The sequence below is a fragment of the Streptomyces sp. NPDC050287 genome (assembly GCF_044459385.1).
Lineage (GTDB): Bacteria > Actinomycetota > Actinomycetes > Streptomycetales > Streptomycetaceae > Streptomyces.
The window spans coordinates 147,391-173,468 of sequence record NZ_JBITIY010000004.1 but is presented as its reverse complement, the minus strand read 5'-3'; the positions used below and the strand labels follow the sequence as shown (position 1 = coordinate 173,468).

The 26,078-nt window shown below is 70.3% G+C and carries 22 protein-coding genes; 12 read left to right on the top strand and 10 right to left on the bottom strand.

Annotated elements, in window-relative coordinates; translation table 11 throughout:
* Positions 1 to 11: 11 nt before the first annotated feature.
* From ACIBK3_RS15720 to ACIBK3_RS15695, 6 genes are all read right to left on the bottom strand, one after another.
* On the bottom strand, positions 12 to 887 hold the full coding sequence (locus tag ACIBK3_RS15720; protein ID WP_399365849.1) for an alpha/beta fold hydrolase: 876 nt from the start codon (positions 885 to 887) through the stop codon (positions 12 to 14).
* 646 nt (positions 888 to 1,533) lie between these two features.
* Positions 1,534 to 2,070 carry a hypothetical protein gene (locus ACIBK3_RS15715; RefSeq protein ID WP_399366811.1) on the bottom strand — a complete coding sequence of 179 codons (537 nt, stop codon included), beginning with the start codon at positions 2,068 to 2,070 and terminating at the stop codon, positions 1,534 to 1,536.
* A gap of 296 nt (positions 2,071 to 2,366) precedes the next feature.
* A complete protein-coding gene (locus tag ACIBK3_RS15710) occupies positions 2,367 to 3,020 on the bottom strand; it encodes an HAD family hydrolase (RefSeq protein WP_399365847.1) in 654 nt (217 codons plus the stop codon).
* Between the two features lie 157 nt (positions 3,021 to 3,177).
* Positions 3,178 to 4,917: a serine/threonine protein kinase gene (locus ACIBK3_RS15705; protein WP_399365846.1), complete on the bottom strand. Its 1,740-nt coding sequence runs from the start codon at positions 4,915 to 4,917 to the stop codon at positions 3,178 to 3,180.
* A gap of 539 nt (positions 4,918 to 5,456) precedes the next feature.
* Positions 5,457 to 6,356, bottom strand: coding sequence for an NAD-dependent protein deacetylase (locus ACIBK3_RS15700; RefSeq protein ID WP_399365844.1), 900 nt, complete (start codon positions 6,354 to 6,356; stop codon positions 5,457 to 5,459).
* 258 nt (positions 6,357 to 6,614) lie between these two features.
* A complete protein-coding gene (locus tag ACIBK3_RS15695; RefSeq protein ID WP_399365842.1) occupies positions 6,615 to 8,348 on the bottom strand; it encodes a purine-cytosine permease family protein in 1,734 nt (577 codons plus the stop codon).
* A 567-nt stretch (positions 8,349 to 8,915) separates the two neighbouring features.
* Between ACIBK3_RS15695 and ACIBK3_RS15690 the strand changes: the two genes are divergently transcribed.
* Entirely contained in the window at positions 8,916 to 9,386 is a 471-nt protein-coding gene (locus ACIBK3_RS15690; RefSeq protein ID WP_399365840.1) for a MarR family winged helix-turn-helix transcriptional regulator, read from the top strand.
* A gap of 210 nt (positions 9,387 to 9,596) precedes the next feature.
* Here the strand turns inward: ACIBK3_RS15690 and ACIBK3_RS15685 are convergent, their stop codons facing one another.
* Positions 9,597 to 10,193: an NADPH-dependent FMN reductase gene (locus ACIBK3_RS15685; RefSeq protein WP_399365838.1), complete on the bottom strand. Its 597-nt coding sequence runs from the start codon at positions 10,191 to 10,193 to the stop codon at positions 9,597 to 9,599.
* 113 nt (positions 10,194 to 10,306) lie between these two features.
* Here ACIBK3_RS15685 and ACIBK3_RS15680 point away from each other — a divergent pair, with 113 nt between their 5' ends.
* From ACIBK3_RS15680 to ACIBK3_RS15635, 10 genes are all read left to right on the top strand, one after another.
* Complete coding sequence (locus ACIBK3_RS15680) at positions 10,307 to 11,143, top strand: helix-turn-helix domain-containing protein (protein ID WP_399365836.1); 837 nt, start codon at positions 10,307 to 10,309, stop codon at positions 11,141 to 11,143.
* Between the two features lie 616 nt (positions 11,144 to 11,759).
* Positions 11,760 to 12,365, top strand: coding sequence for an acyltransferase (locus ACIBK3_RS15675; protein ID WP_399365834.1), 606 nt, complete (start codon positions 11,760 to 11,762; stop codon positions 12,363 to 12,365).
* A gap of 253 nt (positions 12,366 to 12,618) precedes the next feature.
* Positions 12,619 to 13,794, top strand: coding sequence for a hypothetical protein (locus ACIBK3_RS15670; protein ID WP_399365832.1), 1,176 nt, complete (start codon positions 12,619 to 12,621; stop codon positions 13,792 to 13,794).
* On the top strand, positions 13,791 to 14,561 hold the full coding sequence (locus ACIBK3_RS15665) for a WecB/TagA/CpsF family glycosyltransferase (protein ID WP_399365830.1): 771 nt from the start codon (positions 13,791 to 13,793) through the stop codon (positions 14,559 to 14,561). The genes ACIBK3_RS15670 and ACIBK3_RS15665 overlap by 4 nt, the downstream gene beginning before the upstream one ends.
* The gene (locus ACIBK3_RS15660; protein ID WP_399365828.1) at positions 14,561 to 15,820 is read left to right on the top strand and encodes a nucleotide sugar dehydrogenase; all 1,260 of its coding nucleotides are present in this window, start codon (positions 14,561 to 14,563) and stop codon (positions 15,818 to 15,820) included. The genes ACIBK3_RS15665 and ACIBK3_RS15660 overlap by 1 nt, the downstream gene beginning before the upstream one ends.
* A 3-nt stretch (positions 15,821 to 15,823) precedes the next feature.
* Complete coding sequence (gene wecB / locus ACIBK3_RS15655; protein ID WP_399365826.1) at positions 15,824 to 16,939, top strand: non-hydrolyzing UDP-N-acetylglucosamine 2-epimerase; 1,116 nt, start codon at positions 15,824 to 15,826, stop codon at positions 16,937 to 16,939.
* Positions 16,940 to 16,991: 52 nt separating this feature from the next.
* Positions 16,992 to 17,837, top strand: coding sequence for a chain length determinant protein (locus tag ACIBK3_RS15650; protein WP_399365825.1), 846 nt, complete (start codon positions 16,992 to 16,994; stop codon positions 17,835 to 17,837).
* Positions 17,800 to 19,296, top strand: coding sequence for an oligosaccharide flippase family protein (locus ACIBK3_RS15645; protein ID WP_399365823.1), 1,497 nt, complete (start codon positions 17,800 to 17,802; stop codon positions 19,294 to 19,296). Before ACIBK3_RS15650 ends, ACIBK3_RS15645 begins: the two co-directional genes overlap by 38 nt.
* Positions 19,293 to 20,372, top strand: coding sequence for a hypothetical protein (locus tag ACIBK3_RS15640; protein ID WP_399365821.1), 1,080 nt, complete (start codon positions 19,293 to 19,295; stop codon positions 20,370 to 20,372). The genes ACIBK3_RS15645 and ACIBK3_RS15640 overlap by 4 nt, the downstream gene beginning before the upstream one ends.
* Before the next feature lie 11 nt (positions 20,373 to 20,383).
* The gene (locus tag ACIBK3_RS15635) at positions 20,384 to 21,178 is read left to right on the top strand and encodes a glycosyltransferase family 2 protein (RefSeq protein WP_399365819.1); all 795 of its coding nucleotides are present in this window, start codon (positions 20,384 to 20,386) and stop codon (positions 21,176 to 21,178) included.
* 27 nt (positions 21,179 to 21,205) lie between these two features.
* On the opposite strand, the gene ACIBK3_RS15630 is transcribed toward ACIBK3_RS15635, so the two are convergent.
* Together ACIBK3_RS15630 and ACIBK3_RS15625 are read right to left on the bottom strand one after the other, a co-directional pair.
* Positions 21,206 to 22,117 (bottom strand): glycosyltransferase family 2 protein, encoded by a 912-nt coding sequence (locus ACIBK3_RS15630; RefSeq protein ID WP_399365817.1) that lies wholly within the window; start codon positions 22,115 to 22,117, stop codon positions 21,206 to 21,208.
* On the bottom strand, positions 22,114 to 24,135 hold the full coding sequence (locus ACIBK3_RS15625) for an O-antigen ligase family protein (RefSeq protein ID WP_399365815.1): 2,022 nt from the start codon (positions 24,133 to 24,135) through the stop codon (positions 22,114 to 22,116). The genes ACIBK3_RS15630 and ACIBK3_RS15625 overlap by 4 nt, the downstream gene beginning before the upstream one ends.
* Before the next feature lie 71 nt (positions 24,136 to 24,206).
* On the opposite strand from ACIBK3_RS15625, the gene ACIBK3_RS15620 reads away from it, so the two are divergent.
* On the top strand, positions 24,207 to 24,869 hold the full coding sequence (locus tag ACIBK3_RS15620) for a hypothetical protein (RefSeq protein ID WP_399365813.1): 663 nt from the start codon (positions 24,207 to 24,209) through the stop codon (positions 24,867 to 24,869).
* Positions 24,870 to 24,886: 17 nt separating this feature from the next.
* Here the strand turns inward: ACIBK3_RS15620 and ACIBK3_RS15615 are convergent, their stop codons facing one another.
* Positions 24,887 to 25,933, bottom strand: coding sequence for a glycosyltransferase family 2 protein (locus ACIBK3_RS15615; protein WP_399365811.1), 1,047 nt, complete (start codon positions 25,931 to 25,933; stop codon positions 24,887 to 24,889).
* Between the last annotated feature and the right edge of the window lie 145 nt (positions 25,934 to 26,078).

The following is a 26,078-nucleotide window of genomic DNA, read 5'->3' as shown; positions in this document are numbered from 1 at the left end:
GCTCCGGCCGGTCAGTGGGCCGCGTCGGCCAGCAGCCAGTCCAGTACGGCGGGCAGGGCGCGCAGTGCGGCGAAGTGCGCCGCGGTGGGTTCCAGGACCGCCGTGGCGCGCGGGATGCGGTCGGCGAGCCAGGTGGCGTGCGCGGCCGGCGAGAAGACGTCCCGCTTGCCGTGCCACAGCAGCACCGGCACCTCGATCCGCGCCGGGTCGAAGCCCCATGCCCCGGTCAGGGCGAGCGCGTCGTCGATCCAGCCGTACGGTGAGGTGCGCAGTGCCTCGCGGTAGTTGCGCAGCAGCATCGAGCGGATGGTGTTGTCCGACACGATCAGCCGGTCGTCGGCTGTGAGGTCGCCGCGCAGCTCCTCCAGCAGCCGCGCGGGATCGCTGCGGATGGCGGCGGACCGCGGGATCAGGCGGGCGGCGAACCGCTCCGGGTCGGTGGCCGCCGTGCTCAGCTCGCTGACGTTGGACGGCGCCATCCCCGCGTACCAGTCCAGGCCCTCCGCGTCGCGCGGCGCCCAGCTCACCAAGGCCGCAGCCCTGGTCACCCGGTCGGGCAGCAGCGCGGCACAGGCCAGGGCATGCGGGGCGCCGCCGGAGCGGCCGGCGACCGCGAACCGGTCCAGGTCGAGGGCGTCGGCCACGTCGGCGACGTCCTTGACCACATCCACCACCCGGCGGCCCGGCATGCGGTCCGAACCGCCGTACCCGGGGCGGTCGTAGCTGATGAGCCGGGCGCCGCGCTGATGGAGGAACATCGAACGGGGCTTGGGCCCCACCCGGCTGCCGGGCATGCCGTGCAGGAGGAAGACGGGGCGTCCGCGCGGATCCCCCGAGACCTCGACCCGTAACCGCCGCCCGTCCGCCGTACACACCTGGTCACGCACCGCCGCGCTCCCCCCACCCGAGGTTCCTGGACCGGCACCACGCTGCTCCAACCCTGCCCATGCGCCGGCCCTCCGAAACGAAGACGCAGGTCAGCGGGCGCACCGGAAGCGCACGGCCCACCGCCCGCGGACTGGCCGGCGGCTCCGTCCCAGTCCCGCCACGGCATCAGCCGGGCCGGCTGGGCGGTCGGGCCGGTCGACGAGACGCCTCGCGCACGACGCCGGCTGCTGACCGACCGTTGAGCCGGCCCTCCGCAGTCCCCCACCAGCGGACGGGGCGCGCACCGGACGGGCACAGCACAGGGCGCGTGCTCACCACCCCGCACGTCTGGGTTCACGGTCACGCTTCCTTCCCCGCGGGGGTGACGGCGCCGGCGTGGTGTCCTCTCTTGCCGACGTCCAGGCCGAGGAAGGCGCCGGTGTCACGGGTGTCGACACACATGTGTGCTCGCCGGGCGGCCCGGCACCCGCGGCACCAGACGCCGGCATCCTCATGACGAAGAGCCTCCACGTCATCACACGCATGGACCGGCGCCGGTCGAAGCGACGCAGATCGGCGACATCGGCAGCCGCGCGACAGGGAGTAGGCCCATGGAACAAGGAGGAGTCGCGGCCTTTCCCACCGACATGGCACGAGACGGCCTGACTACTTGATCAGGGCATTCGCGGCAATGATCACCAGGCCGATCAGCATGTCCATGCTCCCTGCCCGGCAGGAGGACAGCCATCCGTGCCCGGCGGTACGGGCGGCCCAGGCGCCCCACCCGAACAGGGCCACGGTGTTGAACAGCAGGGCCGTGTCCACCGCCGTGGCCTCGGCCCACCACCCGGCCACCGCGGCAAGCAGTATCCCCACCGTGGGCAGCACGGCAGCGGTCAGTGGCCACTCGGCGAGCACCAACCGCAGTCTGCTCGTGGTGGCTGCCCCGTCGGCGGACGCACGCTGGGCGATGACGTGCGCGTATCCATGGGCGGCGCCCGACGCCAGCGCGGTGAACAGTACCCACAGCGCGTCCTGACCGGGATCGGCCTTCTCGCCTGCCGAGTCCAGCGCGGCCACCAGGGCGCTGGCCAGTACCAGTCCGTAGACGCCGCTGAACAGGGACGGTTCCGACGGTCGCTGCAGCGGGATCCACCTCGGTCCGACGCTCTCGGGACGGACAGGTTCGGCGCGGTCGGCCATCGCTTCGCCTCGGTGCGGGAAGAGGGGCTGGGTCCGCACATGCTCACCCATGTGTCGTCAGGAAACGCGACGCCACGCGCTGTCCGCATGGTTGTTGTGCCCCAACGGTGTGCCGTGCCGGCAACGGGCGGACGGCGTCCCACTGTGTGCTGCGACAGGCCCTGGGTCGGAGCGACGCCGAGAGGACCGGTACCGAGGCACGCACCGCCTGCCGCGACGGGTTCCGCGAAAAAAACCGACAACCCAGGCCGGGACTCGATCCCGGAACACACCGGCCCACGACGCCGAACTCCCCCTTATCCCGGTGCGGCGATGGCGTAACTGATCGCGGAGGCAACGTCGTCAGCCATGTGGGTGGGCTGGTAGGAGTCGTGCGTCCATGGCCGGCCCGCCGAGACCCACACGCTTCGAAGACCGAGTGCGTCAGCGCCCGCGATATCGGCGTGCGGAGAATCACCGATGACCCAAGCGCGGGAGAGGGAGACTCCGACAGCCTCCGCCGCAGCATGGAAGATCTCCGGTTGCGGCTTCTTGTGGCCCACTCCTTCCGAGATCACCCAGCCCTGCACCAGGCGGTCGAGTCCGGCAGTGCGGATCTTCGCCTCCTGCTGCGCGGTCCGTCCGTTGGTGACGACCACGCAGGTCCAGCCATCGGCCCGCGCTGTGCTCAGCGCCTCGCGGGAGGAGCGCGCCAGCACGACCCGATCGGCGGCCCCGTGGTCAAGCAGGGCACCGATGGCGCCAGTCGGCACCAAGGCCCCGTACCGGTCGGCCACGGCTGCGGCGACATCGTGGCGGGGCGTGTAGCCGCCGGCGTCGACGGTCATCACCCACCTCAGGTCGGCGTCGGGCAGGCCGTGCTCGGCCAGGAACGCCTGGACGGCGGCGCGGAAGGCCGCATCGCGATCGACGAGGGTGTTGTCGAGGTCCAGCATCAGCAACGGCATCATCGGCAGTAGACCACGGGGAACGGCGCCAGGACAGGTGGGCGCGAGCGGCCCGGGCGTCCTCGCGTCCTCACGTCCAAGGTCGCCGCCAGTCCTCGGAGTTCGGCAGGCACCGGATCCCGCGACTGTTCCCCGTTGCCGGGGCCGTTCGGGGCGGCGGTCAGGACCTGCGCACGTACTCTGCCGGTTCCGCGTCCGCGGCCATGCTGTACAGCAGCAGATGGCCGTTGCGGGCGACAGTGAGGAAGACCGAGTCGGGCTGGCGGCAGTCCTTGCCCGACGCTGTGGTGTACGTCGCTGGACTGAGCGCCAGCACCGGGGACACAGCGCCGATGACGAAGGTGCCGTCGCAGTACTGCTCGGTGCCGTCATCCATGCCCGCCGTGACCGACATCCGCACCAGGCGGCCACCGACCGGGCCCTGGGTTATCTGGATCAACTCCTTCTCCCGATAGGCTTTGTTGGCCGGTACCCAGATGCCGACATACTGGTCCGGTACCGCGTTCCGTCCGCCGTCCGACCGGTAGATGTCGGCCGTCAGGCCGCCGGACTTCCACACCAGCACGTCCCCCGACCGCACCTTGAGGGTCTGCTGGGCCAGCGGCGCGCAGCGTCCAGGCGGCACCGCCGCGGTCACCTGGCCCTTGCCTACGACCAGTGTGTCGGCATCGGCGAAGACCAGCTTGCTGCGCCCTGTGCACTGCAGATCGCCGTCGGTGTCGATGTACGCGGCGGCCTTGTCGCCCGGCCTGCCCGGTGAGATCTCCAGCCGCAGCACCCGTTTCGGCAGTTCGGAATCCCCCTTCAGTACGCCTTCCCAGGCACCGACGAACTCGTCCGGGATGCCCGGCTCGGCGCTCGGCGACGCCGATGCCGACGAGGACGCCGAGGGCGCGCCGGTCGCCGCGGGGTCCTTCTCACCGTTGTCACGCAGCGCCAGCGCCGTGCCGGTTGCCGCCGTGGCGAGCGCCACCACCGCGGCGAGGACCGGACGCCACCGGGGCGTGGACCGCGCCGGCGCCGGCGTGCCCTGTGGCGGTGTCTCCGCCGTGAGCATCCGGGCGGCGAGCCGGCTGAGTTCGGCGAGCAGCTCCGCGGGCAGCCAGGGGCCGTCCGTGTCGGTGCGGGCGTGGACGGCGAGCCGCTCCGCTGTGGGCCGTCGCTGCGGGTCCTTGGCGAGGCAGGCGGTGATCAGACCGGTCAGCGTCTGCGGCACCCCGGTGAGGTCCGGCTCCTCCTCGGCGATGCGGAACATCAGCGCGTGCGGCCCCAACTCGGCCGAGCCGAAGGGCAGCCGCCCTGTCGCCGCGTACACCAGCACCGAGCCGAGGCTGAACACGTCCGAGGCAGGCGTCACCCGCTGTCCGCGCACCTGCTCCGGCGACATGAAACCCGGCGAGCCGAGCAGGACCCCGGTGGAGGTACGCAGACTGCCCTCTACGTTGTCCAGAGCCCGGGCGATGCCGAAGTCGATGATGCGCGGACCGTCGACGGTCAGCAGGATGTTCGACGGTTTGAGATCGCGGTGTACCAGGCCCGCGCCGTGGATGGCGCGCAGTGCGCGGGCGAGCCGCCCGGCCAAGGAATGCAAGGTGTCCTCGGGCAGCGGCCCGTAGCTCGACTTGACGACCTGGTGCAGGGAAGGCCCAGGCACGTACTCGGTGGCCACCCAGGGGGCTGCGGCCTCGGTGTCGGCGCCCAGCACCGGCGCCGTCCACTCACCGCCCACCCGGTGCAGCGCTGCGACCTCCTGGCGGAACCTGGCCCGGAACTCGGGGACTTCGGCCAGCGCCGCCCTGACCACCTTCACCGCCGCGGCTCGCCCGGCCGCCGAACGTCCCAGGAAGACCTGGCCCATACCGCCGGCACCCAGCCTGCCGATCAGCGTGAAGTCCCCCATTCGCCGCGGATCTTCCGGCTCCAGGACGTGCATCCGTGCCCCGCTCTCCCCGTGTGCGTCAGCTCGCTCTGCTGCCCGGCGACCCTACCGGTTCGAACAGGAGTCGGCCCGCGGTGGCTGCACCGTCCCAAGGGCTGTGCTGCCCGCCCGCCCACACCATCTCCGCCTGCACGCCTGCACGCCTGCACGCCTTCCGGCTGCCGTGGCTCCCGCTGGGCAGCGAGGCGACCGGCCGCCCAACGAGGGCTGGTCGTACGACGACGAGGCGTACGGGATCACGCGCGACTACCTGGAATGGCACGAACGTCTGCCCCCAACCCGCCGGTTCACACCTTCCCCAGGCTGCCCCTCGACCGCACGGGTCACCGCTTCCGGCGTGTCGGGCCGCGTCGGCGAAGGCGGAAGGACGTCCGCGGCCTGCTCGCTCCGGGGGCCGGAAGAACGGCCGACGGTCGGCCGAATACGCCGGAGACGCCACCCCCGCCCGCTGCCGGTGACGCCCCACCACCGTCAATACGTCACTACCGTCACCATCTCACTCAGGCTGTCGCGTCGGCGTCGACGGGGATGTTCAGCCGGCGGGCCGCGGTGGTGAGGGCTGTTCCGAGGGGGAGTGCGACCCGGGTGAGGGCATGCTGGTCGCCCCGGGTCGGGTCCCGGTTGACGATCAGTACCGGCTTCCCGGTCTGGGCCGCCTGGCGGACGAACCGGAGACCGGACATCACCGTCAGTGAGGAGCCCAGGACCAGCAGCGAGGCCGCCTCCCGGACCAGTTGGCGGCAGTGTTCGACCCGCGGCGGCGGAACGGCTTCGCCGAAGAACACCACGTCCGGTTTGAGGATGCCGCCGCAGTCCGTGCAGGGCACCACGCGGAAGTCCCCGACCTGTTCGTCGGTGAGGTCGGCGTCACCGTCCGGGTTGATCGCGGCGGCCACCGGCTCGAAGCCCGCATTGGCCTCCGTCAGCCGCCGGGCGAGTTCGCGGCGTGGGGTGCGGGCGCCGCAGGAAAGGCAGACGACCCGAGCCAGACTTCCATGGAGTTCCACGACGCCCTCGCTGCCGGCGGACTGGTGCAGGCCGTCGACGTTCTGGGTGATCACCCCCGCGAGCAGGCCCTGCCGTCCGAACGCGGCCACGGCCCGGTGCCCGGCGTTGGGGCGGGCGCGGCCGAAGGTGCGCCAGCCGAGGTGGCTGCGTGCCCAGTACCGGCGCCGGGCCTGGGCGCTGGCGGTGAAGTCCTGGTAGGTCATCGGGGTGTGCCGGCTCAGGCTTCCGCCCTCGCCCCGGTAGTCGGGGATGCCCGACTCCGTGGAGAGGCCCGCCCCGCTGAGCACCAGCACGTTGCCGGTGCTCAGCGCATCGGCGACCGGTTCCAGATCCGTGGTGCCCGGCGGCAGGTCCGAGGCAGGGGTCCAGCTCACTGTGGGGCGCATGCGCATGCCGTCAGGGTACGGAACAGGCCGCCACCACCGCTTCCGGCCCGCTTCCGCCGTCGATGTCGCTACGTGCCGTCGGGCGCTGACCTCCGGCAGGGCCTGGGACGTTCGGCACGCCCCTGCCCCTGCCCCTGCCTTGTCTTGTCCGTGCGCCTCGGCCGGGTGAGAAGCCGCGCCGATGCCGATGCCGACGCCCGGTTGCCCCGGCCCGCGTCCTCGACGCGGGCCGGGGCAACCGGGGGCGGAGTCACGGAGCGGTGGTCAGCCCGCGGATCGCATGGCGGGCATGGAGAGATCGACCGGACCGACGCCCTTGCCGCTCTTGCAGGTGTCGTGGCAGTCCTTGTCCAGGCTGCAGCACAGCGAGCAGATCGCGCCTTCGTGGAAGGGACAGTGCGCCATGTCGGGGCGCTCGAAGGCGTCCGAGCACACCGAGCAGGTCAGCGTGACCGCGGACGGCAGGCCGTCCGCGCCGACCAGCGGCTCGTCGAGGTCGTCCAGGCGGGCGATGTAGTACTTGCCCTTGGTGAGCCACGCGAACAGCGGGGACAGCGCCATGGCCAGGAACAGCGCGATGAACGGTGAGTACGCCTTGCCGTAGTCGCCGAACGCCTCGAAATAGGCCGGGATGGAGACGGCCGAGGCGACGAGCATCGCGCCGAAGCCGACCGGGTTGAAGTTGTACAGGTGGGCGCGCTTGAACTCGATGAACGATGGGCTGAGCTTCAGGGGCTTGTTGATGACGAGGTCCGCGACGACCGCGCCGATCCAGGCGATGGCGACGTTGGAGTAGAAGCCGAGGACCGTGTTGAGGAAGCCGAACACGCCGCCTTCCATCAGGGCCAGCGCGATGCCGACGTTGAGGAAGATGTACACGACGCGGCCGGGGTGGCGGTGGGTGAGCCGGGAGAAGAAGTTCGACCACGACAGAGAGCCCGAATAGGCGTTCGTGACGTTGATCTTGATCTGGGAGAGGATGACGAAGAACGTGGCCAGGCCCAGCGCGACCGGCGCCGCGAAGGTCTTGAAGCCGGAGATGTACATCTGGATGGGCTCATTGGCCTTGGACAGGCCCACGCCGCCGGCGATGCAGAAGGCCAGGAAGGCGCCGCCGATCTGCTTGGAAGCGCCCAGGACCACCCAGCCGGGACCGGCCGACAGCACCGCGGCCCACCAGCTCTTCGCGTTCTCCGGTGTCTTGTCCGGCATGAAGCGCAGGTAGTCCACCTGCTCGCCGACCTGGGCGATCAGGGACAGGGCCACGCCCGCGCCCGCGCCGACGCCGAGCATGCTGATGCTGGAGCCGGTGGGCGAGTTGCCGGCGAAGTGGGCGAACTTCGCGTACTTGCCGGGGTCCTGGATGGCGATGGAGACGAACGGGGCGACCATCAGGACCAGCCAGACGGGCTGGGTCCACACCTGCATCTTCGACATCGCCGTCATTCCGTAGATCACCATCGGCAGGATGACCAGCGAGCAGAGGAGATAGCCGAGCGCCAGCGGTATGTGCAGGCCCACATCGAGTGCCTGGGCCATGATCGAGCCCTCGAGGGCGAAGAAGATGAAGGTGAAGCTGGCGTAGATGACCGACGTGAGCGTCGACCCCAGATATCCGAAGCCCGCGCCCCGGGTCAGCAGGTCCATGTCGATGGAGTACTTCGCCGAGTAGTACGAGATCGGGATGCCGGTGAGGAAGATGACCACCGCGGCGGCCAGGATGGCCACCATCGCACTGGAGAAGCCGTTGGAAATGGCGATCGAGCCGCCGATGGCGAAGTCCGCCAGGTAGGCGATGCCGCCCAGGGCGGTGGTCGCCACCACATACGGCGACCAGCGGCGGAAGGACTTCGGTGCGTAGCGCAGCGAGTAGTCCTCCAGCGTGTCGTTCTGCGTCCAGCGGTTGTACGTCCGGCCTGTCGTACCCGAGGTCCCGGTGTCGATGCCCGTCGCCCCCGCAGGGGCTGTCTGCGGCTCGTTGTCGACTGTCTCCGTCACGGCACTTCCCTCTTCCGCGCACCAGGTCACAACCCGGAGGATCCCGGGTGTCACGGAACATTCCCGCCGTCTTGTTTCCTCGAAATTTCACATCCTTTAAATGCGAGATGCTTTATTTTTTCTTTATTCGACGCGCGTAGATAAACGCACCAAAAGCCTCTCTGTTGCATATTCGGCGGTATGGGTTGTCATTCGCGACGCGGCGGTCAATTCCATAATTGAGTGGCGTGCTGGAAGTGTTCGGCAGTCCGGGTCCGCTGCCCGCCTCGTGGTCGCCTTCGGAGTGTGTGGGGTCGCGCCGAGCGCGCGGAGGGGTCCGCCTCCGGTCTGGGCGGGGGACTCCCTCCGAGCTCAATGCTTCCCCTAGAAACTATTTCCACGAGGGGGTAATGTCAACGGCACGTCGAGCAGGCGGACCGGTGGGAGGCTGACCGGGACGAGGCGACGGGCGAACGCGGGCTGGAGGTCCGAGGTGGACGACGATGGCGAAGGCCAGGGCGCCCGTGCCCTCGCAGGCCTCACCTCGCCCTGTGTCCGCACCGTCGCCCGACCGGAAGGACCCTGGTAATGCCGCCCGAACCGTCGCAGGATCTCGCACACCTGCTCAGCCACGCCGAGCGACGCCTCGTCGAGCGTCTCTCCGCCGTGCTGACGCAGGAAGGCTGCTCGGTGGAGCAATGGCGCGTCCTGTCGATCGCCGCCGACGGCGAGGGCCATCCGATGACGGAGATCGCCGAGTACGCGCTCATGCCCGCGCCCAGCATGACCAAGCTCGTCGACCGTATGGTCGCCGACAATCTCGTCTACCGTCGTGCTGATCCCGCCGACCGCCGCCGGGTCCTGCTCTACCTCTCCGACCGTGGCCGCGTCCTCCACGAGCGCACCGCCCACCGTGTCCAGGCCGAGCAGACCCGCCTCCTGGAGGCCATCGACGACCACGGCGAACTCACCCGGGCGCTCTCCTTCCTCACCGTCGCCCTGGCCGAGAAGCCCTCGGTCAGGTCAGGCAGGAAGGCCGAGAGGGCGTCGTCGGCGTGAGCGGGTGCGGTGCGGGTGCGGGTGCAGGTGCGCCGGGATTTCACGGGAGGCCGCGACCTGAACGAGGCCCGGGCCCGCCGTCGCCCTGCGCATTCGCTGGGGGACCGCCCAGGGACCGGCCCCGGGCGCCGGACCGGCGAACGCCATGCAGCCGCCGTCCGACCGGGGCAGGGCGGTGTGCCCGGCGGGAGCACTCCCTCGTCGCCGCGCTCACGCCGGGTAGGGAGCGGCATGGCGCGCCGCCCGGAGCGCGACCGCCCACCAGGCCAACTGGTCGAGCATCATCTTGGTACGGCCGGGAGCCCCGGGGTCGAGGGGCCGCCCGTCCTGCCACGCCGTGAAGTAGTTCGGAAAGGCGAGACCCTCGCGAATCGTCACCGCATGCAACTCGGTCAGCACGTTCTCCAGGTGCAGTACCGCATGCCGGCCGCCGGCCGCACCCCCGTAACTGACGAAGGCGACGGGTTTGGCCGTCCACTGGGTGAAGTGCCAGTCGATGGCGGCCTTCAACGACGCGGGATAGCTGTGGTTGTACTCCGGCGTGACCACGATGAACGCGTCAGCGTCCTGCAGAGCCGATGTCAGTGCCGCCATCCCGGCGGGACGGGGGTAGTCGTCGCCTGCGGACTTCGGCGATGCCGCGGGCAACTCCAACGGGACGTCGACCTCGGCCAGATCGACGACGCCCACATCGAAACCGCCGTGCGTGCCTGCCTGTTCGGCGACCCACGAGGCCACGACGGGGCCGAACCGTCCGTCGCGGACGCTGGCGACGATGATGGCCAGCTGGTGCTTGTTCTTCTCCATGCCCACCACGATCGGGCCCCGCCGTGGCTCCGACCAGACCGTGCTCAGGCTGGCCCCGGCAGGGCCAGTCTGAACAGTCCCCCGGTCGGTGGGCCGCGCCGTATCCTCACGGCATGGGTACGCCATTAGGGGACTTCATCCGGGCCAGACGCGACGGTATCCAGCCGGAATCACTGGGACTGCCGGCTCACGGCCGCCGCCGGTCACCGGGTCTGCGGCGCTCGGATCTCGCCGCGCGGGCCGGCATCAGCGTCGAATACCTGACCCGTATGGAACAGGGCCGTGACCGCAATCCCTCGATCGCGGTGATGAACGCGCTCGCGGACGCGCTCAGCCTCGCCCCCGAGGAACGCGACCACCTGCGCTACCTCGCGAAGATCACCGGCGGCGAATGTTCCGCGCACACCCGGCCCGCACCACCCCGCCGGCAAGTCCGGCCGTCGGTTCTGGAGACACTCCGCCTCCTCGAACCAGGGATCGCCATGGTGACCAACCGGCTGGGTGATGTCCTCGCCCACACCAGCGGCTTCGCTTCGGTCACGAACGGGACCGGACTGCTCGACTCCGACGTCCCCAACCTCACCCGTTACGTGTTCACCGACCCCCGCGCCCGGACGTTCTTCGCCGACTGGGACGACGTCGCGGACGAACAGGCCTTCGACCTGTGGCTCGGACCATCCGTCGAGCACTACGAGTGGTTCACCACAGAACTCGTCTCCGCCGCCGGCTCCGACTTCACCCGCCGTCTGCACCGTCACGTGATTCCGCGACGCGGCGCTCTCCGGCTCCACCACCCGTCCGGGTGCGAACTCAAGCTGCTCCGCGAAACGCTCGACCTCTCCTCGGACGCCCAACAACTGGTCGTCTTCCTCCCCGCAGACGAGAGGACGGCGCGGGCCGTCGGCCAATTCCGGAGCCAGCCCTACGGCCGGCTCCGAGCCATCTCGTAACGAGAACCGACCTTTCATCCTCCATCGAGTCGTGCCGTGACGGGCTGATCGAGCCGGCCCGAGACAAGGCAGAGCCTTCGACGCGATGGCCGCGGAGACACAGGGGCCCGTGCCCGGGGCGTGGCAGGACACACAGCGAGCCGCAGGCTGCCGCCGCGCTCCCGGACATGGGGTGCGGGCGTGCTGTCCAGTGGTGCACCCGTGACGTGTCAGTACCGATGAAAGCGGGTTCTGCGCGGTGATGCCGGACGGCCGTGCGGTCGAGGAGGACCCGGTGCGGGACGTGGGGGATGCTTTCGTCATGTGTACGTGGCGGCGGGCGTGCCCGACCGGAGCCATGCCCGTCCGGTGAGCGCGCGCCCTCGCCTGTACCGTGCCCGTGGGCGTCCACTACGGCACCGGCGGCAGGGAGACGGCCCGGTGCGGCCTGGCCCCGAAGATCTCCGGCTGCTCGGTGCGAGCCCCGGACCTGTCCGCCGACCACCGGCACCGCCTCGACAAGGCCCGTTCCCCGCCCGACGTACAGCGTCCTGGGGCGCGGCCCCTGCTGCCAGGCAGGGATCGAAGCCGTCCGTCACGTTCCGGCTCTGCTCGACGAGAAGAAAGGTTCAGCCAGATGAGTTACAGGACTCAGCCGACCGCCCAGGTGGACGAGACGGCCAGCATCGGTGACGGGACGACTGTCTGGGATCTGGCCCAGATACGGGAGGACGCCCGGCTGGGCAGCGGGTGCGTCGTGGGCAGGGGAGCGTATGTCGGCCCGGGGGTGCGGATCGGCGACAACGTGAAGCTTCAGAACTACGCGTTGGTCTACGAACCCGCGGTGCTCGGTGACGGGGTGTTCATCGGCCCGGCGGCGGTTCTCACCAACGACTACTTCCCCCGTTCGGTGGACCCACAGGGCCGGCTGAAGCGTGGTGGCGACTGGGAAGCGGTGGCAGTGGTGGTGGCCGAGGGGGCGTCGCTGGGGGCCCGTTCGGTGTGTGTGGCGCCGGTGCGCGTCGGCCGGTGGGCGCTGGTCGCGGCGGGTGCCGTGGTGACCCGGGACGTGCCGGACTTCGCGCTCGTCGTCGGCGTTCCGGCGCGCCGGATCGGCTGGGTCGGGCGGGCCGGCGTGCGACTGGTCGAACGTGAAGGCGAGCCAGGCGGGTGGGAGTGCCCGGAGACGGGCGCGCTCTACGACGAGAAGGACGGTGAACTCGTTGAGCGTGTTAACTCCTGATTCTCCCAAAACACCAAGCTTCGAACATCCATAGGCATAACATGTGTCCGAACCGTGCAGACTGATCACAGTTAGCACACGAACTGGCAGTGCCCAGGGGGGTACCGGGTGGTGGGGTCACCCGTGTCTTGAGCGCGGAGTGACAGTCGCTCCGACGCCTGATGTCTGTCTTCCGCCGATGGCCTGCCGAGCCGCGGCGATCACAAGTCTGCGCAAAAACATGAACCCACAGGGGGGTTGGTGTGCCCAAAAGATGACCACCACCACACGTCTTGAGGCGCTCGGTCGTGAGGAGCGGACGCTGCTCGCGCTTGCCCAGCGACTGCTCGCCGTCGCCGAGTCGGGGCTCGGGTCGATGCTGCTTCCTGGCGGTGAGGCCTTCGCCTTCACCATGACCGGGTGGAAGGCGCCCGACGGTTCCTGGACCGTGGAGCCGCGGGGGACCAGCGTCCGGTACGCGGCCATCACCGTGCTGGGCGCCCGGTTCCTGCCCGAGGACCGCCAGCGCGCGGTGCTCGGCGGGCGTACCGCCGAGGAGTTCACGGGTCTGCTGGTCGAGTCACTGCCCGCGGTGGCCAACCTCGGTGACGCGGCGCTCATCGCCTGGGCCGCCGCCGAGACCGGGCACCCCAAACTGTCCGACGCCCTCGCGCGAGTCGAAGCCCTCGACGAGGAGGGCCGGCCTCAGTACACGGTCGAGGCGGCGTGGGTGCTGTCCGCCCTCGCGGCCGCTCGGGACACGGTGGATGTGGAGATACGTTTCACCGCAGCTCGCGACCGTCTCCTGCGGGCCCGGATCGAGGACAGCCCGCTGTTCCCGCACGCCACCGGTCCTGGCCTGGTGCCCTGGTACCGGGCGCATGTGAGCTGCTTCGCCGACCAGACCTACCCACTGCAGGCCCTGGCCCGCGCACACGCCAGCGGCGACGGAGACGGCGATCCGGAGGCGCTGGCCGCGGCCGAGGCGTGCGCGGCGCGCATCTGCGAACTGCAGGGCGACGGCGGGCAGTGGTGGTGGCACTACGACGCGCGCACCGGCTCTGTCGTGGAGGGCTACCCCGTCTACAGCGTCCACCAGCACGCGATGGCGCCGACCGCCCTGTTCGATCTGGCCGACGCCGGCGGCACCGACTTCGGCGCCTCGATCCGCAAGGGGCTGCGCTGGATGGCGGACGTACCGGAACTGGCCGCCCGCCCGGCGCACCGGGAGCCGTTGATCCTCGACGAGCTCGGCGTCACCTGGCGCAAGGTCTACCGGGGCGATCCGAAGAAGGCCGTACGAGCCGCCCGAGGACTCGGTACGCGAGTCGCGCCGAGCCTCCGGCTGAAGTCCCTGGACCGGGTCTACCGCCCCGCCTCCGTCGACCGTGAGTGCCGGCCGTACGAATTCGGCTGGATGCTCCACGCCTGGTACGGAGGCAGAATATGAACCAGCGTCAGACTCTCTTCGGGGTCGAGCTGGACCCGCTGACCATGGACGAGACCGTGCAGCGCTGCCTCGAAGCGGTCCTGGACGGCCACCAGCTCGAGATCGGAGTGGTCAACGCCGCGAAGCTGGTGAACATGCGGCGGGACCACCGGCTCGCCCGTGCCGTGGCCGGCTGCGATCTCGTTCTCGCCGACGGACAGGCCGTGGTCTGGGCCGGCCGGATCCTGCGCGCCCCGCTGCCGGAACGGGTGGCCGGTATCGACCTCTTCCTGCGGCTGCTGGCCGAGTCGGAATCGGCCGGGATGTCCGTGTACTTCCTCGGAGCCAAGGAGGACGTGCTGGAGCAGATGCTGCTCCGGGTCGCCGACCGCTTCCCCGGCCTGAAGGTGGCCGGCAGCCGGAACGGCTACTTCGAGGATTCCCAGCAGGAGGCCATAGCGGGCGCGATCGCCGACAGCGGCGCCCAGATGCTGTTCCTCGGCATGACCTCGCCCAAGAAAGAGATCTTCACCGCAGCCTACGGCGCACGCACCGGCGCCCGCGTCGTGCACGGGGTCGGCGGTTCCTTCGACATCCTGGCCGGGGTCACCAAGCGGGCCCCCGAGTCCTGGCAGCGGTGGGGAGCCGAGTGGCTCTACCGCGCGCTCCAGGAACCGCGCCGCCTGGGACGGCGCTATCTCACCACCAATGCTGCCTTCGTCCTCATGACGGCGCGAGAGCTCATCCGGCTCACCCCGTCGACCGCTCCGGCGAACAGGAGTCACTGATGCGCGTCGTCGTGGTCGGACAGGGATACGTCGGCCTGCCACTGGCCATCCGGGCCGCCGAGGTCGGACACGAGGTGATCGGCTACGACGTCGACTCCCGGCGGGTCAAGAGCCTTGCCGCCGGTGAGTCCTTCGTCGAGGACGTCTCCTCCGAGCGGATCCGCGCGGCCATGGACCGCGGCGCCTACCGCCCGAGCGAATCGGCCCGCGACTGCGGCGGTTTCGACGTCGCCGTCGTGACCGTGCCGACCCCACTGCACGAGGGCACTCCCGACCTCCGTTACATCAGGGAATCGGCCCTCACCCTGGCCCGCTACCTGCGCCCGGGAGCCACCGTCGTCCTGGAGTCGACCACTTATCCGGGCACCACGCAGGAACTGTTCGCCCCGCTCCTGGAGGACGGCTCGGGCCTGACCGCGGGCACGGACTTCCACCTCGGCTACAGCCCGGAGCGGATCGACCCCGGAAACGCCGTATGGGGCTTCAAGGAGACCCCGAAGGTCGTGTCCGGCGTGAACGCGTCCTCGCTCCAGGCCGTTCAGGACTTCTACGCGCAGCTCGTCGACACCACCGTGCCGGTGAGCTCGCCGAAGGAGGCCGAGCTCGCCAAGCTCCTCGAGAACACCTTCCGGCATGTGAACATCGCGCTGGTCAACGAGATCGCGATGTTCGCCCACCACCTGGACATCGACGTCTGGCAGGCCATCGACGCCGCCTCCAGCAAGCCCTTCGGTTTCATGAAGTTCACGCCGGGACCGGGTGTCGGCGGCCACTGCCTGCCGATCGACCCCTCGTACCTGTCCTGGCGGGTGCAGCGTGAACTCGGCCAGAGCTTCCGCTTCGTGGAACTGGCCAACGACATCAACAACCACATGCCCGAGTACGTGACGCGCCGCATCACGGACCTGTTCAACCAACGACGTCGATCCGTGAACGGCTCACGCATCCTGCTGCTCGGGCTGGCGTACAAGAAGAACACCGGTGACGCCCGCGAGTCGCCCGCCCTGCGCATCTCCCAGCTGCTGCTCGACATGGGGGCCCAGGTCAGAGCGGCGGACCCGCACGTCGTCGAGAGCCTGCCGGTGGACACCCGGCTGGTGCGGGTCGAACCGGCGCCGGAGGAGCTGGCGGCCGCCGACGTGGTGGTCCTGCTCACCGACCATGACGGCTTCGACTACGAACTCATCACCGAACACGCCCCCCTGGTCCTCGACTGCCGTCGGCGGCTGTCGTCCGGACCCACGATCGAGGTGCTCTGAGCCATGCCGCGAGTCGTCTGCGTCGCCGGGGCAAGACCCAACTACATGAAGATCAAACCGGTGATGGACGCCCTGGAGCGCCGGGGCGCCGAGGTGGTCCTCGTTCACACCGGTCAGCACTACGACCGGTCCATGAACGACGTGTTCTTCGCCGATCTCGGCATGCGTCCGCCCGACCGCTTCCTCGGGGTCGGCTCCGGCACCCACGCCGAGCAGACCGGACGCGTCATGACCGCGTTCGAGCCACTGCTCACGGAGGTGGCCCCGGACATCGTCGTCGTGGTCGGAGACATCAACTCCACCCTCGGCTGTGCCCTGGTCACCGCCAAGGCAGGACCGCTGCTGGCCCACGTCGAGGCCGGCCTGCGCAGCCGCGACTGGAGCATGCCGGAGGAGATCAACCGCGTCGCCACCGACCGCGTCAGCGACTACCTGCTGGCCCCCTCGCCCGACGCCGCCGAGAACCTGCGGGCGGAAGGCTACCGGGACGACCAGATCCACCTGGTCGGAAACGTCATGATCGACACGCTGCTGGCCAATCTGGAACGGGCCAGGGCCTCCGACGTCCTCAGCCGATACGCCCTCACCAGAGGCGAGTACGGCCTGGTCACCCTGCACCGTCCCGCCAACGTGGACGACCCCGAGGTCCTCGCCGGGCTGCTGAAGGCCCTTGGAGAGATCGCCGGCCGCTGCCCGCTCCTGCTGCCCGTGCACCCGCGGGCGGCCGGACGGCTGGCCGACATCGGCGTCCCCGGAGGGATCCGGCTGGTACCACCCGCCGGATACCTGGACTTCATCGCCCTGCAGGACTCCGCCCGCCTCGTGCTGACCGACTCGGGGGGCATACAGGAGGAGACCACCGCGCTGGGCGTGCCCTGCGTGACCCTGCGGGACAACACCGAGCGGCCCATCACCGTCGAGCAGGGCACCAATGTGCTGGCCGGCCGGGACCCGGCGCGGATCGTGCCGACCGTGAACCAGGTGCTGGACGCTCCGCCCGCGCCGCGCCGGCCCGACCTGTGGGACGGTCACGCGAGCGACCGCATCGCCGACGTGCTGCTGACGGGAGGCACGGCGAGCACCCGGCCGAGACCCACTGACCAAACGTTCAGCATATGATCCGCTTGCAACATATGTTCGTCGAATGTCGGGTCGCGAGGGGGGGACCGCCGTGGATCTCGCTGAGATCTTCCGGGTCATGCGCAGGCGCTGGTATGTCCTGCTGCCAGGGCTGCTGTTGACCGCCGGGCTGACGGTCGCCGTGGCCCTGGTGGTTCCGATCACCTACCAGTCGCAGAGCACGGTGGTACTCCTGAACTCCCAGAAGGCCACCGTCGCCTACGACGGCAACCCCTTCCTGAGCACCCAGACCTCGCTCACCGGCATGGCCGACAGCCTGGCCCGCAACCTCAACTCCGATGTCTCCGTCCGGGAACTCAAGTCCCGTCGAGCCAGGGGCACCTTCGAGGCCAAGCTCGCCGACAACGCTCAGGGCCCGCTTCTGTGGCTCACCGTGACCGGCACCGACAAGGCCGCCGTCCTGAACTCCGACCGCGTCCTGACCGCGTATGCCAAGGAGCGGCTGGACCAGTTCCAGGAACAGCAGTCGGTCGCCCCGAAGGCCAGGATTCGCATGCAGACCGTCGTGCCCCCGCAGAACCCGGTGGCGCAGACAAAGACCCGGCTCGAGTACATGGTCATGGCAGGAGGCCTGGGCCTGGTCCTGAGCCTGGTCGCCACCTTCTACGTGGAGGCGCGCCGCCGGTCGCAGACGCCGGCGCGACCTCAAGAACCCAAGCCGCCGGTCACCGCCCACGCGTCGGTGACCGCGGAGCCGGTGGTGGAACAGACCGTCGCTCTTCGCCCGCCGCCCACCTGGTCGCGGTTCGTCGAGAACAGGCCCGCCGCAGAGCCGAGGGCGGGGCGGGCCTCCATGGCCGCGTCGCCCACCGCCGAGCCGCTCGACGAGGAGTCGACTCATGGACAGCGTTCGCGCACCGGACAGCGAGACCGCTGAACCGAGCGACACCTCCGTTCCTCCCGCTCCCGCCTCCCTCGGCCGGAAGGTCCGCTCGGCCGCCCGCTGGAGCCTGATCAACACCGTCGTCATGCGTCTCGGCAATTTCGCCACCGGCGTCCTGCTGGCGCGCTTCGCCCTGGGACCGGCTCAGTGGGGCGTCTACGGCATAGCCCAGACCGTGCTCCTGGTCCTGCTCTCCGCGAACGAACTGGGCGTCGGCCTGGCCATCGTCCGCTGGGACGGTGACCCTCGCCGCTTCGCGCCGACCGTACTGACCCTGGGCACCGCCTCCAGCGCTCTGCTGTACGCCGCCATCTTCGTCTCGGCACCCACGGTGGCCGGGCTGCTCGGCTCGCCCGAGGCCTCGGGCGTCCTGCGGGTGATGTGCCTGTGCCTGGTGATCGACGGGGTGGCCCAGGTGCCCGCCGGCTTCCTGACCCGGGAGTTCGCCCAGGGCAAGCGAATGGCCATCGACGCGCTCAACTTCGTCCTCAGCACGGCGGTGACCCTGGTGCTGGCCTTCGCCGGCTGGGGTGCGATGAGCTTCGCGTGGGGCGCGGTCGCGGGCAACATCGCCGCCCTCGTCGGCTGCGCCCTGGCCGCCCCCGGCACCCTGCGGTTCGGCTGGGATCCCGGACAGGCCCGCGCGTTGCTGAAGTTCGGGCTCCCCCTGGCCGGCGCGAGCCTCCTCGCCCTCGGCGTGGTCAACGTGGACACCATGGTCGTCGGCTCCTCCCTCGGTCCCGTCGCCCTCGGGTTCTACGTCCTGGCGTTCAACATGTCCGGCTGGCCGGTACGCGTGATCTCGGAGGCCGCCCGCCGCGTCTCCTTCGCCGGTTTCTCCCGCCTCGCCGACACCCCGCAGGCCCTCGCCCAGGGCTTCAGCCGCGCCCTGGGCGTCCTGGTGACCGGCACCGTCCCCCTGTGCGTGCTCCTCGCCGGCCTCGCCGCCCCGGTCGTCCACCTCGTGTACGGCGTCACGTGGCTGCCCGCCGCGGACGCGCTGCCCTGGCTGATGGCTCTGGGCCTGGTGCGCATCGGCTGCGAACTCGCCTACGACTGTCTGGTCGCCGCCGGGCAGCGTCGCTCCCTCATCCTCGTCCAGGGCCTCTGGCTCGTCGCCCTTGTCCCCGTCCTCGTCATCGGCGCGCGTCTGCACGGCATCGTCGGCGTCTCCCAGGGCCACGTCCTGGTCGCCGTCGGTCTCGTCGTACCCGTCTTCGTCTTCGCTCTCGGTAGGGCGGGGATCAGCCTCGGCCACATCGCCAGGGCCTGCGCCTGGCCCTTGTTCGGGGGAGTGGTGATGGCGCTGGTGCTCCTCGCCGCGAAGCGGCTCCTCGGGGACGGAACCCTCGCCCTCGTCGTCGTCGGCACGACGGCCCTGGTGTGCTACGTCGTGTGTGTCCTGCCCAGCCGCCGATTCCTGCGGGGCTCATCGACCATGGAGACCGCATGACCAGGCTCCGCTGTCTGCTCGCCGTCCTGGCGCTCGCGCTGGCCACCGCCTGCTCCGGCGGGGGGACCGGCCCCGCACAGGCCGACCGGAGTCACGCAGGCCACCTCTCCCCGGCCGCGCGGAGCCCCGAAGCCAAGCCCACCACCCAGGCTCCCCGGAGCCCCAAAGCCACACCCACCCCGGCCGACCGTAGCCCCGCACCCTCGGCCGGTACCGCAACACCCGGCACCGGAACACCCGGCACACCTCACGCCACCACGGTGGCACCCCAGCAAGCCGGCTTCCCCGACGCCCGCACCACCGGGCCCCGCATCCGTCTCACGCCGCACTCCACCGGGGCCATGAGCGTCACGAGGGACGGCACCGTCATCAAGGGCTGGGACATCACCGGCTCACTCGACATCTACGCCAACGACGTGACTGTCGTCGACAGCAGGATCACCTCCACCAACTGGTGGGGGATCAACCTGCGCCCCGGACACACCGGACTCCGGGTCCTCCACACCACCATCACCGCCGTCCCCGGCAAGGGCCCCGACAACGGCGGCGTGGACTACGCCGTCTCGAACATGGGCAACAGCTCCATCGAGGTCGGCTGGAGCGACATCTCCGTCTTCGGCAACGCCCTGTCCATGGGGCAGGGCTACCTCCACGACAACTACGTCCACGACCTGGTCCCCTTCCGCAACGCCGGCGGCGAGTGGCAGCACACCGACGCGGTGATCAGCGGCGGTGGCAACCAGGGTGAGCTGATCGTCCGCCACAACACCCTGCTCAACCCCGTCCCCGTCGACCGGGGGGCCTCTGCCGCCGTCGGCCTGTTCGCCGACACCGGCCCCGTCTCCCACGCCGTCATCGACGGCAACCTGCTGGCCGGCGGGGCCTACGCCCTGTACGGGGGTGGTGAGGGTGCCACCGGGATCACGGTCACGAACAACGTCTTCTCCACCCGGTACCACGGCAACAGCGGCGTCTACGGGGCCGTCACCGCCTGGAACGCCGGCGGCTCCGGCAACGTCTGGCGCGGCAACCGGTTCTCCGACGGCACCCCGATCACCCCCGAACCGGCCGGCTGAGGAAGAGGACCATGCGACGCATCGCCCGTGCCCCCTGGGAGCTCCTCAAGCTCACCTTCGGCTGGCTCGTCCTCTTCGAGTTCCGCAACAAGGTCCTCCTCGCCCCCTCCGCGCTGATGCTCCGCCGCCTCGAAACCGCCGAAACCCGTCGACTCGCCGCCGCCGTGCCCCTGCCGGCCGCCCTCGTCGCCACGGTCATCGCCACCCACCGCCGCCCCGACGAACTGCGGGCGGCCGTCCGCTCGGCCCTGGCCCAGACCGTTCGCGATCAGGTCGTCGTCGTGGTCGACGACGGTGCCGGGCTCCCCGAACTCCCTGACGATCCACGGCTGTTCGCCGTATCGCTGGCGCGCAACACCGGCGTGGCCGGCGTCGTGCGCAATGTGGGCATCCGCCTCAGCCGCTCGCGGTACGTGGCCTTCCTGGACGACGACAACCAGTGGGAACCCGACCACCTGGAACGGGCACTGGCGGTCCTGGAGTCCCCGCACGGGCCTGACGGCGTCTACACGGCCCTGCGCCGGATCCTGCCGGACGGGACCGAACGGGACATCCTTTCCGTGCCGTTCGACCGCCGCCGGGCCGCCAGAGAGTCCTTCCTGGACACCAACGCGTTCGTCGCGCGTCGCAACGGGGCTCTGCACTTCAGTCGTCTGCGACGTACGCCGGAAGTGCTTCCGCGTGAGGACTGGGAGCTCGTCCACCGGTACAGCCGTAGCCACAGCGTGCGCCACATACCGCACGCCACCGTGCGGTACCTGGTGAATCCGGACAGCTTCTACACGACGTGGAGCGGCGGCGCCTGAGGACCGAGCCGCCGGCTTCCACCGGTGTCACGGCCCCGGCGTGGCCCGTAGCGAGCCCGGCCTGAGCAGTGCGACGGCAGCCGCCCGGCTGGCCCTGCGGCCGAGGGCAGCCCGCGATGTCTCGCGCAGAAGCACGGCGCCGCGGAAGCAGGCCGTGGCGACGGCCCCGTGGCGCCGCCGGTACAACCGCACGCGGTTGAGCGTGAGCAGGGTCCAGAGCCGGGGGGAGACCCGGGACTCGCCCCCCAGGTGAACGGCCTCGGCGCTGGGCTCCAACCGCGTGACGTATCCCAGATCCCGCGCACGCAGGCAGTACTCGGTCTCCTCCGAATAGAGAAAGAAGGACTCGTCCCAGGGACCGCAAGCGGCCAGGCAGTCCGCGGAGATGGCCATGAGCGCGCCGGTCGCCCAGTCCGCGCGCGTGGGCCGCTGATACGCGGCGGGGTCGGTGACGAGCTCGCTCAGGCGCGGGAACCGCCCGGCCCGCCGGTTGCCGATCAGGGCCTCGCCGAGCGCCCGGGGCACGCTCGACTCGCGGCGCAGTGAGAACAGGGGCGCGTCCCGGCCGTCTTCGTACAGGAGGGGGACGGCGATCCCCACGTGGTCGTCGAGCCCGTCGAGGAGACGTTTGGCGCAGCCGTGCCGCATGCGGACGTCGGGGTTGCAGACCAGAACGGCCTCGTATCCGCTGTCCCACTCACCGGCGGCACCCAGCGCCGCGTTGACGCCGGCGGCGTACCCGGCGTTGCGGCCGGTCCGGACGACCGTGGCATCGGGGGCCAGCGTCCGGAGCACCTCGACGGTGTCGTCGGCAGAGTCGTTGTCGGCGACGACGAGCCGCCAGTCGAGGCCGGCCATGCCCTCCGGGAGCGTGGCGAGGAACCCGGGGAGCACCGAAGCGCTGTTCCAGGTGACGACGATGACGGCTACAGGGCTCATCGGGACTCCACGAGTTGGGGGAGCGGGGCTTGCGACGCCTTGCGGGGGGCCGGGACGGCGGCGGCCGCCTCGCGTCGGACGAAGCCCAGACAGCTGCCTCCCGCCCCCAGCGTCAGGAAGAACATGCCGGCGAACATGGGGAAGCTGAGTGAGTCGAAGGTGGCGCTGATGACCAGGGCGACCAGCGACGAGGCGAAGAAGGCCTGCCCCAGCTCGCGGTCGGACTCGGTGCGGGCCAGCCGTCGGATGGCGCCGCCGTGGTGGATGCCGGTGATGAACAGGGTGAACAGGGCAACGAGCCCGAGCACGCCCATCTCGGCCAGGGTCAGCATGTACTGGTTGTCGGTGAAGAAGTACAGGTCCGGTGTGAAGGTGCCGAAGCCCCGCCCGAACAGCGGGTGCTCCTTCAGATAGGGCACGATCGCGCTGTACTTGACCGTACGGGCCTGCGTGCTGCTGTCGGAGTTGGACAGGAACGACGCGAACAACCCGGTGATCGTGCCGATCAGCCCGGGAATGAGCACCTTGAAGACGGCCACGGAGGCCGTCATCACGCCGATCGCGGCCCAGCGGCGGGCCGGCTTCCAGCGTGGCACCATCACCAGGGCGATCAGCAGCATGCCGATGATCGAGGTCCTCGACACCGTCAGGGGCAGCGCACCGGCCATCAGCAGCACCGGCCCCCAGCGGCGCAGCACGTGGAGATGGCGGCGTACCGGATCGACGGCCTGCTGGATGGCGAAGGGCACGAGGATCGCCAGCATGCCGCCGAACTCGAGGGGCTGGGCGGTGGTGGACCGGGGCCGGGTGAAGGAGCCGCGGTCCATGGCGGACACCTGGGCCACGCTGGTCTGCAGGCCGGGGATGTGGATGGAGTCGGCGATGTTGGTGGCCGAGAAGAAGTCGTAGAAGCCGAGCGCGGCGACAACGGACCCCATCACCACCATCCGGCGCATCAGAACGTCCAGCCGGCCGCGCTCCTGCACGCCCGCCGTGGTGAGGACCACCAGCGACACCCACACCAGGAAACCGATGAGTCCGCGGTCGGCCCCGAGGATCTCCTGATGCGAGCTCTCGCGCATCGAGTCCGCGATGTACGCGGCCAGGACGGCGACACCGAGTACGCACATCGAGACCCGCGCGAGCCTGGTCCCCGGCGCGGGAAGGATGCGGCCGCCGAGCCAGGTCGCCAGGTACCACAACAGTCCGAGCAGTGCGAAGACGTTGGCCGGGGTGCCGACGCCGCCGAGCGCGGGCAGGGCGAGGTTCGACGGGATGAAGAAGGCCAGCACCAGGTAGACGGTGAGGATCGCGGTGGCGTCGACCTGCCGGCTCAGCAGGCCTGCTCGCGTCCGTTTCGGGGCGCGGGTCTCCTGCGGCCGCGGGGCGACGCTCTTCCTGTCGTGCCGCCGGCGGACCACCGCGACACCCTCCATCAGGATCGACAGCAGGAACGCGCTGACGACACCCAGGATGATGACAGCCGCGATGTCCTGGTAGCGGTTCTTCGACTTCGCCACCGGGGTCTGCGGCAGGACGACGGGCGCTGTCTGCACGAAATAGGACGGCGGTACCTTGGCGGCGGCCTGCAGAGCGTCGAGTTGCTCGCCGGCGAAGGTGGTCAGGATGTGGGTCTCCTTGAGCACCTTCGCCCGGTCGGTTCCGGTGACGCTGAGCGAGAGCAGTGGGCTGTCGCTGGTGGGCGCGAAGCCTGCCGTGTACTGATCCGTGACGCCACGGCTGTGCAGTTCCTTCGCCGCGTCGTTCGATTCGAGGGTCCTGATCAGCACGTCTTCCGTGACGATGAGTGAACCGCCCGCATTGGAGATGGGGTTGCCGAACGTGGGGGCCAGTCGGGCGACGGCCGAGGAGTCCAGCAGCGTGACCGAACTCTGCGACTGATAGGAGACGGGGACGGTCACGTACAGATAGGCGCCGCCGAGCAGACTGAACACGGTGAAGGGCACCATGAAGTACCAACGTCTGCGCAGAATGGCCCATATCTCACCAAGGCTCACGAACCATTCCTCCGTTCGGTGGAATCCCGCCGCGTGTCCTGCCAGTATCGGCAGTGACGGAAGGAACTCGTATGTCGCCCGGGAACGTCACCGACGCGCTGCTCCGCCGCTGGTACGTCGTGGTGGTCGCGCTGCTGCTGACGGCAGCCGGGGCGTACCACGTGCTGCGCCCGGCCCCCCAGTACGTGGGATCCGCGGTGGTCGTCCTCAAGCCGCCGGTGACGCAGAACCAGCCCAACCAGCTCACCAATCTGCAGCCGCCGCTCGCCGTGGTCTCCTACGGGGTCGTCCAGCAGCTGCAATCTCCCTCCGGGGCCAGGGAATTGAGCGCGGCCGGTGTCCATGGGACCTACCACCTCGTCCCCCGCAACAGCGGTACCAGCGCGACGCCTCAGTACCTGATCCCCTCGCTCCAGGTGCAGTCGCAGGCGTCCGGCGCCGAGGCCGCCGTGACGGCGGTACGCCGCATCATCGACGTCTACAGCCGGCACGTCGAAGCGCTGCAGGCGGCGCAGGGAGTGCCCGCCGGGTCGCGGATCACCGCCTCCGTCCTGACCTCCCCGAGCGCCGCCGAGGTGCAGGGCAACAAGACCCGGGGCCTGGCGGGCACGGCCCTGTTGGGCGGGGCGGGCGGCGTTCTCGGCGCGTTGTGGCTCGACCGGTACGTCATGAGCCGCCGGAAGGCGCCTCCGGGCCGCCGACGGCACCCCGGTCCGATTGCCGTGGCCGACTGAGCCGAGCGTGCGCGCCATCAGATGCCGCGACGCTTCCACGACTCCCACCACAGCCATTCCCGCCCGCGCTCGGCCACGGCCGACCACACCAGCGGCTGCAGATACGGCATCGCCTTCGCACCGATCCGCCGCCTGAGCCGCAGCGCCCGGTACTCGGGCAGCGCCGCGTACCGCGGCAGGCACTCCTCGGCGAACGCCACGCAGTCGTCGACCGGAACGACCGCGGTACGTCCCCGGTCGTAGGCCCGGTACGCCCGGCGCAGCGCGAACCGGGCGAGCCGGGTGTGGACCTCCTCTGCCAGGGGGCCGGCGTGGGGCAGCCGGTCGGCGCATTTGGCCAGCACCGAGTCGAAGGCCACGAGACGCTGACGCAGGTCGTCGAGCTGACCGCCGAAGTCCGTCGTGGACATGTTCTTGCCGTGGACGCGGTAGAAGGCCTGGTCGGCACCGCGTACGTAGCCGACGTCGGCGTGCGCGGCGAGCCGCATCCACATCTCGATGTCACCGGCGTGGGGGAGGGCCGGGTCGTAGCCGCCGACCGTGCGCTGGAGGCTGGTGCGGACGACGACCTCCGGCGAGGTGATGCAGCCGGTGCCTTCGCGGAAGCGCCGCTGAAGCCACCACTGCCCGGGATAGACGACCGAGCCCGTGCTCCGCGTACGGGCCGGCGGCAGCGGACCGCCGTCCTGGAACCGCAGGGGACGCCCGTAGGCGAACCCCACCTGGGGATGGGAGTCAAGGAGCGCGGCGGCCCGGACCAGCGCGCCCGGGACAAGCCGGTCGTCGGCGGAGAGCAGGGCCACGTAGTCTCCGTCGGCCCATTCCAGGAGGCCCTCGTTGTAGGTGGCGATGTGACCCTTGTTGGTTTCGTGGACGCGGACCTCGATCCGCGGGTCGGCGGCGGCAAGGTTCTTCGCGATCTGAGCCGAGTCGTCGGGCGAGGCGTCGTCGATGATGAGTACCCGGACGTCAACGCCGTCCTGCTCGTCCAGGACGCTGCTCACGCAGTCGGCGAGGAAATGGCCGTACTTGTAGCAGGGGATCACAACACTGACGGTGCTCATCGTGGGGAAAGCCAATCCCCGGGGGTGGGGGGGGGGGGGGGGGGGGGGGGGGCGCCCCCGGGGGGGGGGGGGGGGGGGGGTCGTGTTGGTTTGTTATAGTAGTGATATTGGGGATGAGTGGCGCGGGGAAGAGGGGCCAGCGTGG

Coding starts and splice junctions, on each gene's coding strand:
- ACIBK3_RS15715 (WP_399366811.1), bottom strand. CDS start 2,070: ATGGCCGACCGCGCCGAACCTGTCCGTCCCGAGAGCGTCGGACCGAGG.
- ACIBK3_RS15710 (WP_399365847.1), bottom strand. CDS start 3,020: ATGATGCCGTTGCTGATGCTGGACCTCGACAACACCCTCGTCGATCGC.
- ACIBK3_RS15705 (WP_399365846.1), bottom strand. CDS start 4,917: ATGGGGGACTTCACGCTGATCGGCAGGCTGGGTGCCGGCGGTATGGGC.
- ACIBK3_RS15700 (WP_399365844.1), bottom strand. CDS start 6,356: ATGCGCATGCGCCCCACAGTGAGCTGGACCCCTGCCTCGGACCTGCCG.
- ACIBK3_RS15690 (WP_399365840.1), top strand. CDS start 8,916: ATGCCGCCCGAACCGTCGCAGGATCTCGCACACCTGCTCAGCCACGCC.
- ACIBK3_RS15685 (WP_399365838.1), bottom strand. CDS start 10,193: ATGGAGAAGAACAAGCACCAGCTGGCCATCATCGTCGCCAGCGTCCGC.
- ACIBK3_RS15680 (WP_399365836.1), top strand. CDS start 10,307: ATGGGTACGCCATTAGGGGACTTCATCCGGGCCAGACGCGACGGTATC.
- ACIBK3_RS15675 (WP_399365834.1), top strand. CDS start 11,760: ATGAGTTACAGGACTCAGCCGACCGCCCAGGTGGACGAGACGGCCAGC.
- ACIBK3_RS15670 (WP_399365832.1), top strand. CDS start 12,619: ATGACCACCACCACACGTCTTGAGGCGCTCGGTCGTGAGGAGCGGACG.
- ACIBK3_RS15665 (WP_399365830.1), top strand. CDS start 13,791: ATGAACCAGCGTCAGACTCTCTTCGGGGTCGAGCTGGACCCGCTGACC.
- ACIBK3_RS15660 (WP_399365828.1), top strand. CDS start 14,561: ATGCGCGTCGTCGTGGTCGGACAGGGATACGTCGGCCTGCCACTGGCC.
- wecB (WP_399365826.1), top strand. CDS start 15,824: ATGCCGCGAGTCGTCTGCGTCGCCGGGGCAAGACCCAACTACATGAAG.
- ACIBK3_RS15645 (WP_399365823.1), top strand. CDS start 17,800: ATGGACAGCGTTCGCGCACCGGACAGCGAGACCGCTGAACCGAGCGAC.
- ACIBK3_RS15640 (WP_399365821.1), top strand. CDS start 19,293: ATGACCAGGCTCCGCTGTCTGCTCGCCGTCCTGGCGCTCGCGCTGGCC.
- ACIBK3_RS15635 (WP_399365819.1), top strand. CDS start 20,384: ATGCGACGCATCGCCCGTGCCCCCTGGGAGCTCCTCAAGCTCACCTTC.
- ACIBK3_RS15630 (WP_399365817.1), bottom strand. CDS start 22,117: ATGAGCCCTGTAGCCGTCATCGTCGTCACCTGGAACAGCGCTTCGGTG.
- ACIBK3_RS15620 (WP_399365813.1), top strand. CDS start 24,207: ATGTCGCCCGGGAACGTCACCGACGCGCTGCTCCGCCGCTGGTACGTC.
- ACIBK3_RS15615 (WP_399365811.1), bottom strand. CDS start 25,933: ATGAGCACCGTCAGTGTTGTGATCCCCTGCTACAAGTACGGCCATTTC.